This window comes from Cytobacillus horneckiae, from assembly GCF_002835735.1.
Taxonomy (GTDB): Bacteria; Bacillota; Bacilli; order Bacillales; family Cytobacillaceae; genus Cytobacillus; species Cytobacillus horneckiae.
In genome coordinates, this window is the sequence record NZ_PISD01000015.1 from 68,089 (window position 1) to 83,253 (window position 15,165).

Consider the following 15,165-nt stretch of genomic DNA (forward strand, 5'->3'; position numbering starts at 1 on the left):
GATAACTTGAAAAATGACTGATTCATTGTTTTATCAGTCATTTTTTTGTTTTTTTTCCAAAAACTTTAATGCCGAGATACCAAAATACAGCCATTAAAATAAATGAAGCAATCAATACGGGTGTCGGTCCAAATTGAATAATAAATGGGACAGATGCTGCTGTTACAAGGCCTCCTCCAACCATAGGTTCAAAAAGAATTTGTTTGTAGCCGAAAGCGTTTAATGCCGGCGTTTTATTTTCGGGGTCGACCGTACGCATTAGCATAATCCCTGTAGCTGCTACGCCAGTCGATTGTCCAAAATCTCCGAGACCTCTTTCAAACCAGTAATGGGGAATCATCTTTGGTGCTAAATATAAAAATAGGATGACATTAAGTGCAATACCAGCTACCGCTAGAATGATAAAAGGAATAAGATTATTACCGATTACTTGCAAACTTAGCGAGCCCATTGCGCTTATAATAAGGAAATCGAGTGCTACTCCTTGAATGCGATTAATTGATTCACGATCTACTAAATGCTGCTTATCAAATCGCGAAAGGAAAATTTGCAGCAAAATGCCGCCAATCATCGCAAATGGAAATAATGGTACATATTCAAATAAGTAAAAATCAAAGGCTTTCCCGTAGGTTAAAGTCTCCAGCCAGATGAACAATTCTAGGATCATGTAACCGCTAAATATCGAAATAGAGACAAAGCCTATATGCAGCGCCAACGGTTCAATTGACATTGTTGAAGTGGTTTTAGTGCCGGCTGATTCACGTTTTTCAACTGGAACAATTCCAGATTGCTGTTCAATGGATATATCATTCGGGTGCTGAAGTGTTTTTGACTTCCCATTCCTTGCTCCCCAATTAATAATGGCCATGCCAATGATAATCCCTGATAAGATTCCTACTGTAGAAAGTCCAATGGCTAAATCATAGCCTTCCTCAAACCCAAGAGAGTTAAATGTCCCCTGAAGTCCAGCAGCAGTCCCGTGGCCGCCAACAAAGCTTATTTCTATCAGTGCACCTGCTGCAGGACTGAGTCCGAAAATAGGAGTAATAATCAATATAGCAAGTAAAATCCCAACTACATATTGCGCAAATGAAATGGTATAGCCCAATGCGATATGGGGTCCGCCTGTTTCCCACATTTTTTTCGGTTTTGGCAAAACAAATCCAATAAATAAGCAAGCAAATACAATGTTAATAAGCAGTCCTGGTAAATCAGCCCATACTTGAACGATTTCTTCAGTAAATATCCCTGCCTGAAAAGTTGATGAATGACTGAATCTTCCTAGTACTTCAGGTCCAAGCATTAACGCAAGGCTTCCGCCAATTAGTGATGTTGGTAAAAACAGCCGCTGTAAAATCGGAATCTTCACTCTGATGTATTTTCCGAGAATTAGTAATGTTGCAAGTACGATAAGGGCAAAGCCAATTACTTCTAATGTCATTCCATATTCATCCTTTAGCTTAAATCAAAGTTTTTTAATAACGTTCCCTGTTTTTCCAGTAAAAAACATGAATAAAATTGATATATTAATTAAGTATTTATTTTCAAATGTATGAATAGATCGTTGTTGGCGTCAGATTATAAGTAGAGGATATTTATCAGCTTACGAAAACCGAAAAAGGAGTGTTTTAATTGAATATTGAAAAGGCCAAAGGGCGCCATTATATTCAGGATCGTACTGGAAAAATGATTGGGGAGATTACCTTTATTGAGACGGATGAACATACGGTCATGATTGAGCATACCTTTGTAGATGAAGACCACCGCGGGGATGGTGTTGCTCGGGAGCTAGTAGATTCTGTTGTTCAGGAAATGAAGCGGGAGAATAAAAAGATTATTCCCGCCTGCCGATTTGCCGCAGTATTGTTTGAACGCATCCCGTCCTATAAAGAACAAATGGCAAAATAGCAAAAATCCTCTTGCTCAGCGGTGGGGCCCTTTGTGAATACGATCAGGACTAACCGCAGAAGTACTGCGGTTTTTTTGGTGCACGAACAAATTTGAATGAATCAAACACGAAGAAAGCACAATGACAATCAAAATAGGTCAACGTATTATTCATTCGCAAGCAACCTAACTTTACATAATATTTTGATTTCCTTTATTTTCGTAAAGTAAAAATGTTCAATATCTATTTCTTTATTGGAACAAACCTATTATAATATAATAATTCATCATAATTGAAATTGTTATAATACAGAATTAGAGGAGGATCATCTATGGAATGGTTTCAAAGTCTAATCACAACAATCGGTAATTTCGTTTGGGGACCAGTAACACTTGTTTTAATTGTTGGAACAGGTATTTTTTTAACAATCAGACTAGGATTCTTGCAAATTAGAGATTTGCCTTATGCTCTAAAACTCACTTTTAGTAAAAGTGATAAAAATAATAAAGATAAGGGAGACATCTCTCATTTTCAATCATTAATGACTGCAATGGCAGCTACGTTAGGGATAGGAAATATAACTGGTGTGGCGACTGCAATCATGATGGGTGGAGTCGGTGCTATTTTTTGGATGTGGCTAGCAGCATTTTTTGGGATGGCAACAAAATATGCAGAGGCAATTTTGGCGGTTAAATATCGAGTCACAAATCATAAAGGCGAAATTTCTGGTGGCCCGATGTACTATATTGAGAAAGGCCTTGGATGGAAATGGCTAGCTGTATTATTCGCACTATTCGGATTTTTGGCATCATTTGGAATTGGAAACATGACGCAAGCGAATACGGTTGCCGGCTCATTAGAAACAAACTTTGGCATCAATCCTTGGATTTCAGGTTTTATATTAATGGTGTTTACAGCCATTGTCCTTTTAGGAGGAATTAAGAGCATTGGTAAAGTAACAGGTATATTTGTTCCTTTTATGGCTTTATTTTATTTAGCCGGCGGACTAATTATTATTATTTTAAATATAACAGAAGTACCGGCAGCATTCGCTTTAATTATCAATGAAGCATTCAATCCATCTGCAGCCGCCGGCGGTGCGGTCGGAATGGCTATTCGCTACGGGGTTGCACGCGGAGTATTCTCTAATGAGGCAGGTCTAGGCTCTGCGCCAATCGCTGCAGCTGCAGCAAAAACCGACTATCCAGGCAGACAAGCCCTCGTATCTATGACCGGCACATTTATTGATACAATCATTGTATGTACAATAACAGGGCTAACAATTGTTCTAAGCGGATTATATGCTGGCCACGAAAATGCTTCAAGTTTAACAGGTGAGGCATTTGAATTGTTCCTTCCGGGTGTTGGTAATTATATTGTTATGTTTGGAATTATGTTCTTTGCCTACTCTACTATTATTGGCTGGTCGTATTATGGTGAGAAGTGTTTCGGCTACTTATTCGGCGATAATAAAACAATTATTTATAAAGTGCTATTTGTTGCTATTGTAATGATTGGTGCGGGACTAGAGCTAGAGCTCGTATGGGGCATCGCTGATATTTTTAATGCTTTAATGGCTGTGCCTAACTTAATTGCGCTTCTATTTTTATCACCGGTCATTGTTGCTGAATCGAAAAAATTTAGGGCCATCCGTAATAAAGAAAAACTGGAAGAAAGAAAGCAAAAAATGGCAAGTTGATTTAGCAGGTTTTTCCTCTCTTCTATTGAATTATTTAATCAAGGTATAAAGAAGAGGGGGAAAACAAATGGCTACTGTGAGAGTTGAAGTAGAGCAAGGGCTACTTGAAGGAATAATAGGAAATGGTGTCAAGGTGTGGAAGGGAATTCCTTACGCTAGAAAGCCGATAGGTGCCCTCCGTTTTCATCCCCCTGTACCCATGGAAAAATCGGCAGGCATTTATCACGCTGATGCATTCGGACCTGTGAGCATTCAAAATCGTGAAATTGCAGAAAGGTTGGGTACACCTACCAAAAATATGTCTGAGGATTGCTTATATCTGAATGTATGGGCTCCCGAGAAAACTGAAAAGAAGCTTCCAGTCATGGTATGGATTCATGGCGGGGCATTTCGATCAGGCTCTGGGAGCACACCATTATATGATGGCACAAAGCTTGCTGCTTCAGGGGAAGTCATTGTCGTCACGCTCAACTATCGCTTAGGCGTCTTTGGCTTTCTTCACTTAGCAGGAATTAGTAAAGAATATACGGCAAATCTCGGTTTACTAGATCAAATAGCCGCATTAAAATGGGTGCAGGAAAATATCGCTGTATTTGGAGGCGATCCTAATCAAATGACTATTTTTGGTGAATCTGCCGGATCAATGAGTGTAGCCGCATTATTAACAATGCCTGCAGCCAAAGGCTTATTTCAAAAAGCAATCCTGCAAAGCGGCGCATCACAGACAATTCCTCACAAAAAAGCAACTGAAATCGCAGAAGCAGTTTTATTAGAGCTTGGAATAAAAGAGAATGAGCTTGGAAAGCTGAATTCATTCACAGCGGATGAAATTGTACAGGCTAGTGAAAAAGTGACTCTTCAGTACGCAGCCTCTGGTGCCATGCCTTTTCAGCCGACAGTCGATGAAAGAACATTGCCTTTTCAGCCAATTGATGCAATTGCAAACGGTGCAGCAAAGGGTATACCGATAATAATTGGGACAAATCACGATGAGGGCCACTTCTTTTACAATGAGCAAACGCCTCTTACACCGGAAAAAGTAATAGCGGCTTCATTAGTTAAACGAGTAGGGGAGGAAAATGCCAACCAGCTTGCATCTTACTATCCGAAAACCATGGATGGTCAAGCACAATACATGACCGATTTTGTGTTTTGGAGACCGTCGCTGCAATTAGCCGCTGCTCAATCCACCTATGCCCCTGTCTGGATGTACCGTTTCGACTGGCATATTCAGGGGCATCCTATGGCAGGAAAGGCTATGCATGCGCTGGAAATTCCTTTTGTATTCAACAATCTATCATACTTTGAAAAAATAAACGTTCAGGTGAACAATGAAATAAAGTCATTAGCCGATACGATGCAAAAAGCTTGGATAACATTCGCCAAAACAGGTCAGCCTAACATTCAACATGTTGATTGGCATGCTTATTCCGTATATAAACGCTCAACCCTGATTGTTAACTCTACAATTTCTTTAGTTCCGGACCCTAATAGTGAAAAAAGAAAATTAATAATAGAAGATCATCACCAAGAACGAAAATAGACTAACAAAGAACCACTCTTAATAGAGGTGGTTCTTTTTGGTTAACAGGAGATGTTTAGTTTCATGTGGGATATAAAAGGGAGATAATTCAGTGTAGAGCCGGAAAAAGAAGCCACCTTCCGGACAAACGCGTAATATCTCTGCGAAAAGCTGGAAAAAAAGCGCCCTTCAATGAGATAAAAGCAATGTATCTCAGCGAAGAGCATAAAAAAGTCCTTCAGCAAGATAAATCTTACTGAAGAATTGAAAACCAAAGGGCAGCATTCCAAAGTCATATCAAATTCCCCACCCGATACAACTCACCAATAAAACGCCTATTTCTTATGCATTTTTCTCAACCAAATAGCAAGCTGGAGCGTAATCACATCATTGGTTTTTTGAGGATTGTAGCCGGTTATTTCTTTGATTTTCTTAATACGATAAATGAGCGAATTACGGTGGATATACATTTTTTTTGCACATTCACCAAGGTTTAAATTATTAGCGAAGAACTGCTCTAATGTATCGATTAACTTTTCCGATAATCCACTTAATATCCGTCCATAATATTGCTGCTGTGAGTTTTCATCTAGTTTTTGCAGCAGTGCCTTTGTTTCAATTTCTTTAAATGCTGTTAATGATTGATCAGGTTCACCCAATGTTAACGAAGAGATCGATTCCTGATAGGTATGGGGTATGCCGGTTAATTCAGTGACACTTGTACCCATGCCAATTTTTGTATCTATTCCTTTTAGCTGCCCCTTGGCGATTAATTTCAGTAAATTATCTTTTACCTTTGTATCAGGAATCCCAGAGCTAAGAATAAATTGTTGATTCACACCTAAAAATCCGATTAATGTATGTTTTTTATTAAAAATACCCTCCACCCAATGGGTAAAATCTATTCTTTTTAATTCAGGCTTATTTGTTTCAATGACTGATACTTGAAAGGGAGGCTGAAGAGAAATGCCGACAAGCTCCAGTCTTTGTTGGATTGATTTTTCATTTAAAGTGTCCTGAAGTAAATCATCGAAAATATGATCCTTTGTTTTTTGCTGCCATTCTATTTGTTCTGCTGTAAATGCTTGCTGAAGCATCATCTCTGTAATCATTTTGACTAATTCGCCAAACTCCATAATTTCTTCAGGATTACCCGTAATACCGATGACGCCTATAATTTTTTGATTGAAATGAATAGGTAGGTTGATTCCAGGCAAAGAGCTTTCCCATTTAACAAGGTCTTTATCGTGGATAATAACCGTCTTGCCAGTTTTTAAAACTTCCATTGCACCATCATGGATTGTATTCATTCGTTCAGGATTCCCAGAAGCAATGATGATCCCATGATCATTCATTATATTAATATTGCGATTTAGTCTAATCATCGTTTGCTTAACTATCTCTGCGGCAATTTCCTGAGTTAACATTTGGGTCACCCTCATTATAAAGATTTAAGAAATAATTTTTGTTATATATCAGATAGATGATATCACATTCTGTTTATAATAGATAAAAAACTATCGAAAATTGATTAAATTTTTTGGTTATACGACACGATGACATTTAGTATGTCACATATATATAATAAAGATAACACATTATACGTTAGGTGGGGAAACAATGAAAATAGTGATAGCGCCTGATTCTTTCAAAGGGAGCTTATCAGCAGTTGAGGCATCAAGCGTAATTGATAAGGGAATAAAGAAAGCGCTTCCGAGTGCTGAAACGGTATTAGTGCCAGTAGCTGATGGCGGCGAGGGTACAATGGATAGTTTAGTAGCAGCAACAAACGGTCACAAAGTTGAAGTTGCAGTAAAAGGTCCATTACAAGAAAAAGTAATAGCTGAATACGGTGTATTAGGTGACAAAGAAACATGTGTAATTGAAATGGCCAGTGCATCAGGTTTGATTTTAGTAGATAAAGATAAAAGAAATCCGCTCGTGACCACTACATTTGGAACAGGGGAATTAATCAAACGAGCATTGGATGATGGATATAAAAAGTTTATTTTAGCTATTGGTGGAAGCGCTACCAATGATGGCGGGGCAGGCATGCTTCAAGCATTAGGGATGAAGCTGCTGGATAAAAAAGGAGAATCAATCGGTTTTGGCGGAGGTGAGCTGGATCGAATTGCTTCCATAAACGATGAGCAATTTGATTCTCGCATTTCATCATGCACGTTTTTGATTGCATCAGATGTGCAAAATCCGTTTATTGGGTTAAATGGCGCGTCACATGTGTTTGGTCCACAGAAGGGCGCAACACCTGAAATGGTTGAACAGCTTGATCGAAATTTAGCAAACTGGGCTGATGTCATTGAGAAGAAGACATCCATCCGCTTACATGATGAACCAGGTGCAGGAGCAGCTGGTGGAATTGGCGGCGCTTTTCAAGCATTTTTTCCAGCAAAAATGCAAAGAGGCATTGATATTGTCATTCAATATACAGGTTTTGAAGGAAAGCTTGAAGGTGCAAGCTGCGTCTTTACCGGGGAAGGTCAATGTGATTACCAGACCGCCTCTGGAAAAACACCAATGGGCGTAGCGGAAGCTGCAAAAAAATACGATATTCCTGTATTTGTCCTTTCGGGTTCAATTGGAAAAGGAATTGAAGAGTTATATCAGTATGGAATTACAAGTGTTCACAGTCTAGTAAACGGCCCTATGAGCCTTGATGAAGCGATGTCAAAATCTCATGATTTATTAGAGTCTGCCGCTGAACGAGTGATGCGCACATTTATCGCTTAAAAAAAAACAATAAAAGAGTGAGGAGGCAATACCATGTTATTTTTAATTATTGCAATTGGGGTACTGTTGATTGTCCTAGCAACGACTAAATTTAAGCTTCATCCGTTTATGTCGCTCTTGTTAGGTACATTATTTGTTGGCTTTGCAACAGGAATGTCTCTTGAATTAATTGTGGAAAGTATAAATAGCGGCTTCGGTAACTTAATGATGAGTATAGGGCTTGTTATTGTTTTTGGAACCATTATAGGCGTCATTTTGGAAAAAGCAGGGGCGGCTTACAGGATGGCTGAGTTGGTTCTGCGTATTGTTGGACCTAAACGGCCTCAGCTAGCTATGAGTATTATTGGATTCATCGTATCGGTTCCGGTTTTCTGCGATTCAGGCTTTATTATTTTATCAAGTTTGAGAAAAGCGCTTGCTAAAAGAGCGAAGGTTGCGGTAGCCTCTATGTCCGTTGCGCTTGCAACCGGCTTATATGCCACTCATACGTTAGTGCCGCCAACACCAGGTCCAATTGCCGCCGCAGGTAACATTGGTGCGGATCAATATCTTGGTACGGTTATCCTAATTGGATTTATTGTAGCGATTCCTGCTGCTATCGTTGGCTATCTTTGGGCAGTAAAAGTGGGAACAAAAATTGTGGTTGAAGAAGAAATAAATGAAAGCGGAGAAGAGTATGACTATGATAAGGTTGTAGCTTCATTTGGAAAAATGCCATCTACTTTTCAAGCTTTCTTGCCTATCGTGCTGCCAATTATTTTAATTGCCGTAGGGTCCGTTGTTTCCATGGTTGGAATGGAGGGCGGATTAGCAAACTTCTTGATTTTCCTTGGCAAACCTGTGATTGCCTTATTTGCGGGTATCATTGCCGCATTGCCGTTACTACCAAAATATGATGAAGAAACGCTAACAGGATGGGTAGGAAAAGGGTTAGTTGATGCAGCACCCATTCTATTAATTACAGGTGCAGGTGGTGCCTTTGGTACAGTAATTAAAAACTCTGGTGTTGAGGACATTATTCAAAGCTGGAATATAAGTGATGTTTTCACTGGGGCATTATTCCTTGTTATTCCTTTTATCATTGCCGCAGCTTTAAAGACAGCACAAGGATCATCAACGACGGCTTTAGTAGTAACTTCCTCACTCGTAGCTCCGATGCTGCCAGTATTGGGAATAGAAGGTGCTGTTCCATTAGCACTTGTCGTCATGGCGATTGGGGCTGGTGCGATGACAGTCAGCCATGTAAATGATAGCTTTTTCTGGGTAGTGACGCAGTTCACTGGCATGAAAGTGACAGATGCGTATAAAGCACAAACCATGGCAACATTAATTCAAGGCTTAACGACGATTATTGTGACGATGATTCTATGGGTCATTTTAGTTTGATATAAGATTTACTTAAAGCATCTGATTGCCTGCAATCAGGTGCTTGTTTTTTCGGTTTTGGTGAATAACTAGAAATTATTCCTCTGAAGAAGAAAGAATGAGCGGTCTTCCGGTGAATAACTAGAGTTTATTCCTCTGAAGAAGAAAGAATGAGCAGTCTTCCGGTGAATAACACGAGTTTATTCCTCTGAAGAAGAAAGAATGAGCGGTCTTCCGGTGAAAAACCAGAGTTTATTCCTCTGAAGAAGAAAGAATGAGCGGTCTTCCGGTGAATAACCAGAGTTTATTCCTCTGAAGAAGAAAGAATGAGCAGTCTTCCGGTGAAAAACCAGAGTTTATTCCTCTGAAAAAAACAAATTAGCATTCTTCTTGAATAACCTGAAAACAGTGTCCACCGCCTAAATTAATTCAATTCAGCTTACACTCTTCCAATTAAACGAAAAATCCTGATGGCAGCCAGCCATCAGGACTCTTCTATTTGAATGCGGGTCCTAATCTTTTCTTGGAGGATGCGGACTTCATGTTCGTCATTGGGATGTTTCATGAGATATTTCTCGCAATCTTCCTTTAAATATTGAAAGAACGTTTCATCATTCAATATGACTTCTTCATCTTCAGCTACTAAAGGGGCGTCGATATAGTACGCAATGCCTGAATCACCGAAATAATCTTCCTCCCATTTTTCATAATAATTAGCGAATACGAAGCGGGCATATTCTGTGCCATAGCCTTTGCCTTCTGCATAGCAGTTTAATATTTTGAGAAACTTCCCATCACCCATATGGCGATAAAATGTAGTGATCAATTCTTTTTCGTGATTCTCCATTGTAAGTATCCTCCTTTTAATCCATCGTAGGGAAGAAGTTTGTTATTTCTCCTTGGTCATTCAGATACCCTCTAAAGTTTAAGCCATTTGAGGCGGTGCCATTGATTTCTCTGCCGATGATTTCTCCGTTGCCCATTGCTTCTTTTCCCCATTGTATCATTTGCTGATCTGAAAACACGTTTGGATCATAGACGGTTTTTGGATGAGTGATATTTTTGTATTCACCTGGGATGACGTCACCTTTCATGTCAAGCTTTGGGATTTGGTATTCGATTTCATACACGCCTTCGATAGATGGGTGTTTTTTCTTGGAAATGATACAGTCTTCCAAATTCCAGCCTTGATCTTTAAATGCTTTTTCAAAATGGGATAGATTATGTCCGCCGACGATTCCTTTTCCTTTTTTTCTAACAACATCTGCAACCTCAACCATATGCTTTTCATACCCTGGTTTGTAAGGGAAATTGTTCTTGGGCTTTGGTGGAGTAGGGTCAGGCTTAGGGTCATTTCTTCTGCCAAATCGGGAAGTGAGCCATTCCTTCAGTTTCCCGGCGCCAGTCCTGCCAAATGGAATTCTGCTTAATAGGAAGCCTAAACCTGCTGCGAGCGCATTTTCAGGGGTTAGCAATGATTTAGGATTTCTGATAATATCAGCAATTTGTCGTCCGCTTGCAGCCATCCCGATACCGGTTGAGACAGCCCCCACAGCGCCCCAAAATCCAAGGAGCGGGAATGTTAAAGCAAATGCGCCAAGAATAATCATGCCTTTCTGAGAAAGGGAAAGTCCATTCCACCAATTTTGCAAACTATCAAACAGGCAGGCAAAGCAAGCATTGATGCCTCCATTGTCTAACATGCCAGACATATACAAGATGCCTGCTGCTAATACGAATAATACAGTTAACCCGGCAAAGCTTCTCATCAGCAGCGCCTGAACTTTTGGGAGAAGTTTCTTCGCTTCATGATTGCCATGAACCATTGTCAGTCCTGTTTCACGTCTCTCCCTGTAAAAAAGTAGTAAATTCATGTATCGCTGTCTATCAGTTATAAAAGCTTTTACGAGCTGCCAAATTTCAGAGAAAGGCTGAATCATATGCTCGTGCTTTAATAATGGAAGTTTGTTTCTCACATGATTAATATCGCGATAATCAATCAATAATGCCGCACAGAGCATTATTAAAAAGAAGGGCTTCGCTGCATAACCGCTGCCTAATAAATCATGAAAAAAAGTCAACCATCCTGGTGCGCGGAAATTAGCATTCCAGATGGCATGATCAAAAATTGCCCAGATTAGGAGAAATAAAGGAAACAGAAAGGCTAGAAAGGTAAACTTATGTCTGAACCTAAATGCCAGCCCAACTCCAAGGGCGATAATGGCGGTTAGCAGCGGGTGGCCGGCAGTCATTTTATCAGGAAGGAAGCTTTCTTCAAAATAGCCTGGGAAAAGGGTGAATAAATCCCAATGGAGCACTTTTCCTCCGAATAAAGTTACGCCATAATCAAACAAGCCTCCGGAGTTAATTCTGCGCGCAGTTTCCTCTAAAAACTGAAACCCGGCGCCTGTTGCGGCTCCAATAAGGGCATAATCAGTCAAGCTTAATGATGAAGCGCGTCTTGAGATAAATAAATAGAAAGCAAGAGGGATGAGCTTTAATACTTCCTCTGCGACTGGTGTAAGAAAGGCCATACTCCAAGCATTTGTAGTTGTGCCGCCTAAAAAGGACGTAATCGAGTAAACAATAAGCGTATTTACCGGTACAATCAGCCATGCACCTGCTATAAAAAAATAGCTGTATTTTTTCCATGTGAGTGTTTTACTTCGTGAAAGCAGCCAAAACTGGAGAAGCACATAAAAACTCCAAAAAAATTGCAGAAACATTTTCCGTGCATCTTCCATGAAGAATAAACTGATGATAAGAACAAGTATGGAAACCCATGAAAAAACAATCATTAATTTGTTAATAAAGGGATATTTTTGAGGAAGCTGCTGATAGAATAGACTGATTGATTCAAGGATATTTCTCAACGTTATTCTTGTTTTTAACATGAGATTTATCACTATTAATCACTCCGAAGCGGTTAGTTTTTCTTATATTCGTTTTTAACTATATAATAATCAACTAAATTAATGAATAGGTCGAATTTTCTAAAAATATTTTAAAAGCTAACGCTGACAGAAGAATAATAAACCCTTTTGCCAGATTTAGCTTAAAGCGGAATGTACATTTTATTGTATGTTCCGCTTTTCTATTTCAAGATTTAATCGTCTTAAAAAGGCCTTCGTTGTTTTACTCATATGTTTCTTTTTTAGGTGCACCCATCCATAATGGACAATTTCATCCTTAAGTTCATCAATCTGGACTGTGGCTACGCCAGGTGAATCAATAAATGAATAATCCAAGCCGAGTGTGATGGCTTCCCCTTGGGAGACAAGATGGGTAATGGCGTTTGTATGATTTGTTTGCAAGATGAATTTATTGTTAGATTTGGCATGCAATAATCGGTTTAATGCATCATTTAAATAATCATCCTTATATAAGACAATGGGATACTTGCAGACTTCCTCTGCAAGCATACTTTTTTGTTCTGCGATTGTAGAATCGCTTTTAACAGCGATTACAAGCTTTCCTTCTAACAGCGGTTCAAAGTGAAAACGCTCTTCACTCACTTCCAATGTTTGGCCTGCTACAAGCAGGCCGACATCTACTTCTTCATTGAGCAGCTTATCAGTAATTTCCTTTGGACCAAGTTCTTGTAGCTCTACGGTGACGTGTGGATTCTCTTTTTTAAAGGAAAAGACAGCTGAAAGCAAAGCAGTGGTCGGTCCTGGAATCGTTGCAATCCGGATATGGCCATACAATGTCTCGGTATAAGAAAGGGCGATTTCTTTGAATTCATCTACATCTGACAATATTTCTTCTGCTTTATGTATAAGAACTTCTCCTTCAGGTGTCAATTTTGCACCTGAGCGTGAACGTTTAAAAATAGCGACATCTAATTCTGCCTCAAGTGTACTGATTGATTGACTTAAAGCAGATAAGGATAAATACAAATTATTTGCGGCTACCGTAAGTGATTTTGTTTTGGCTACCTCTAAAATATGGCGAAGCTGCTCGAAGGTCATATCGTTTGCTCCTAACTTAACATTCATTTTATTGCTTATCTTTAGTATATGTGAAGTGACAGGAAACTTGTAAGTGAAGTGATTTGCGGAATTGGTGACTGTTTCATGTGGAACAATTAAAGGCAGATGCCGTTTAGCATCTGCCTTATCCTATCGCTCGTTGCCAAAATAAGTAGGAACAATGGTTTCAAAAGTCTGGCTATCTACTTTCTGAATGAGCTTTTTCACTTCGATATTAAAGTATTTTAGCATGTTTTCCTCTGTCATAATTTCGGAAACATTGCCGGTAATCACTGGTTTTTCTTTGGCGACCATTAGTACCTTCTCGCCGAAGTAAAAAGCATGATTCGCATAGTGTGTATTAATTAAACAAGCGAGGCCTCTTTCCTTTGTTAACCTCTTAATTGTTTGCAGAATGACTTTTTGCTTGTAGATATCCAGATGGGATTCAGGTTCATCCAAGATTAGTATTTTTGGTTCTGATACTAAAGTACGGGCGATGAGAGCAAGCTGAAGCTCGCCGCCGCTCACAGCGTTGCATGATTGATGGGCTAAGTGTCCGAGCCCAACGGACTCAAGCGCCTCAAATGCTGCCTGTTTATCTTCTTTCGAAGGCTGAGCAAAGGCATTGAGCATTTTTGCTCTTCCCATCGTGACTAAATCTAAAATACTGTAGCCAAACGTCATTTTAGAGGCTTGAGGAACATAGCCGATCGTTTTCCATATTTCTTTTTGCGACAGAGAAGCTAATGACTTTCCTTGTAAGAGGGTTTCGCCTTTTTCCCATTTTAGCAATCCCATCACACATTTGAGCATTGTCGTTTTACCTGCACCGTTTGGCCCGAGAATAGCCATGATTTCACCTTGGTTCAGGTCAAAGTTTATGTCATTATGATAGAGATAACTTTGCTGTTCCGATTGGCTTTTTTTGTTATAAAAATAGTTTCCATCTTTTACTTGCAGTATCAATTCCAGCCACCTCCAGTTTTACGAAGTAAATAAGCAAAGAAAGGGGCGCCCACAATCGCTGTTAAAATCGATAATGGGATCTCAGCTGCAGTTAGGCTTCTGGCAAGGGTATCAATAATAAGCAGATACACCGCACCAATGGAAATTGAAGCAGGCAGTACATACTGATTGTTGCTGCCGACAATCATGCGGGCAATATGAGGGATAATTAAGCCTACCCAGCCGATGATTCCTGCAATGGCAACAGATGCTGAAGTGATTAACGTGGCCCCGATAATAACAAGCCACTTCATTCTAACGACATTAATTCCTAAAGATTTTGCTTCTTCATCAGATAGTGACAATATATTTAATCTCCATCTGCAAGCATATAAAATAATCATGCCAATGATGATTAAAGGGCCGCCGATAAGCAGTTCTTTATATCCGGCAGTGCCTAAGCTTCCCATTAACCAATAGGTGATAGAAGGGAGCTTTTCCTCAGGATCGGCCAAAAATTTGACGAGTGAAATGAGCGCCTGGAACAAGGCACTTGTCACCACCCCAGCTAGTACAAGCATAAAGATCGGCATTTCCCTTTTAGACCCGCTAATGACAAAGGCAAATCCAATTGCGAGCATGCCCATAATTAGGGCCAGTATCTGCATAGATACACCATTGCCAAAAAGCAAGATTCCAATTGATGCACCAAACCCTGCACCAGCAGAAACGCCCAGGATATCAGGGCTGACCAAAGGGTTTGCAAACATCCCTTGGAAGGCAGCACCAGCGATGGCCAGGCCGCCGCCGATAAGCATGGCAAGCAGAATGCGGGGCAGCCGTACATTCATCACAATCGTTTCTTCCATTTGAGTCCATGTTTGCTCAATAGGGAAGAGCTGAGATAGCAGTATTTTCACTTGGACGATAAACTCTACTTCAAACCGACCAATCCCAATAGAGAGAAGCCCAAACAAGAAGGGGAGCGTCCAAAGTAACAGTTTGATCATCTTTGATTTCATTT

Annotated in this window: 12 protein-coding genes; 5 read left to right on the forward strand and 7 right to left on the reverse strand. The window is 39.8% G+C overall.

What is annotated here, in order from left to right; all coding sequences use genetic code 11:
* Positions 1-37 precede the first annotated feature (37 nt).
* Positions 38-1,441, reverse strand: a complete 1,404-nt coding sequence (locus CWS20_RS08260) for a sodium/glutamate symporter (RefSeq protein ID WP_066188760.1) — start codon at positions 1,439-1,441, stop codon at positions 38-40.
* A gap of 191 nt (positions 1,442-1,632) precedes the next feature.
* Between CWS20_RS08260 and CWS20_RS08265 the strand changes: the two genes are divergently transcribed.
* The 3 genes from CWS20_RS08265 to CWS20_RS08275 all read left to right on the forward strand — a co-directional run bounded on the left by CWS20_RS08265 (position 1,633) and on the right by CWS20_RS08275 (position 5,130).
* The gene (locus tag CWS20_RS08265; RefSeq protein ID WP_083957101.1) at positions 1,633-1,908 is read left to right on the forward strand and encodes a GNAT family N-acetyltransferase; all 276 of its coding nucleotides are present in this window, start codon (positions 1,633-1,635) and stop codon (positions 1,906-1,908) included.
* A gap of 311 nt (positions 1,909-2,219) precedes the next feature.
* On the forward strand, positions 2,220-3,587 hold the full coding sequence (locus CWS20_RS08270) for an alanine/glycine:cation symporter family protein (protein ID WP_066188763.1): 1,368 nt from the start codon (positions 2,220-2,222) through the stop codon (positions 3,585-3,587).
* 67 nt (positions 3,588-3,654) lie between these two features.
* Positions 3,655-5,130: a carboxylesterase/lipase family protein gene (locus CWS20_RS08275; protein ID WP_066188766.1), complete on the forward strand. Its 1,476-nt coding sequence runs from the start codon at positions 3,655-3,657 to the stop codon at positions 5,128-5,130.
* 314 nt (positions 5,131-5,444) lie between these two features.
* Here the strand turns inward: CWS20_RS08275 and CWS20_RS08280 are convergent, their stop codons facing one another.
* Entirely contained in the window at positions 5,445-6,536 is a 1,092-nt protein-coding gene (locus CWS20_RS08280) for a CdaR family transcriptional regulator (protein WP_066188769.1), read from the reverse strand.
* A gap of 193 nt (positions 6,537-6,729) precedes the next feature.
* On the opposite strand from CWS20_RS08280, the gene CWS20_RS08285 reads away from it, so the two are divergent.
* Positions 6,730-7,857, forward strand: a complete 1,128-nt coding sequence (locus tag CWS20_RS08285; protein WP_066188772.1) for a glycerate kinase — start codon at positions 6,730-6,732, stop codon at positions 7,855-7,857.
* A gap of 33 nt (positions 7,858-7,890) precedes the next feature.
* Positions 7,891-9,243: a GntP family permease gene (locus CWS20_RS08290; protein ID WP_066188775.1), complete on the forward strand. Its 1,353-nt coding sequence runs from the start codon at positions 7,891-7,893 to the stop codon at positions 9,241-9,243.
* 463 nt (positions 9,244-9,706) lie between these two features.
* Here CWS20_RS08290 and cdiI read toward each other — a convergent pair whose 3' ends face one another.
* The 5 genes from cdiI to CWS20_RS08315 all read right to left on the reverse strand — a co-directional run bounded on the left by cdiI (position 9,707) and on the right by CWS20_RS08315 (position 15,163).
* Entirely contained in the window at positions 9,707-10,069 is a 363-nt protein-coding gene (gene cdiI, locus CWS20_RS08295; RefSeq protein ID WP_066188778.1) for a ribonuclease toxin immunity protein CdiI, read from the reverse strand.
* Between the two features lie 16 nt (positions 10,070-10,085).
* A complete protein-coding gene (locus CWS20_RS08300; protein ID WP_066188782.1) occupies positions 10,086-12,128 on the reverse strand; it encodes a PrsW family glutamic-type intramembrane protease in 2,043 nt (680 codons plus the stop codon).
* Between the two features lie 168 nt (positions 12,129-12,296).
* On the reverse strand, positions 12,297-13,193 hold the full coding sequence (locus tag CWS20_RS08305) for a LysR family transcriptional regulator (RefSeq protein WP_066188784.1): 897 nt from the start codon (positions 13,191-13,193) through the stop codon (positions 12,297-12,299).
* Between the two features lie 150 nt (positions 13,194-13,343).
* The gene (locus tag CWS20_RS08310; RefSeq protein WP_066188786.1) at positions 13,344-14,162 is read right to left on the reverse strand and encodes an ABC transporter ATP-binding protein; all 819 of its coding nucleotides are present in this window, start codon (positions 14,160-14,162) and stop codon (positions 13,344-13,346) included.
* A complete protein-coding gene (locus CWS20_RS08315) occupies positions 14,159-15,163 on the reverse strand; it encodes a FecCD family ABC transporter permease (RefSeq protein WP_066188789.1) in 1,005 nt (334 codons plus the stop codon). Before CWS20_RS08315 ends, CWS20_RS08310 begins: the two co-directional genes overlap by 4 nt.
* Positions 15,164-15,165: the final 2 nt, after the last annotated feature.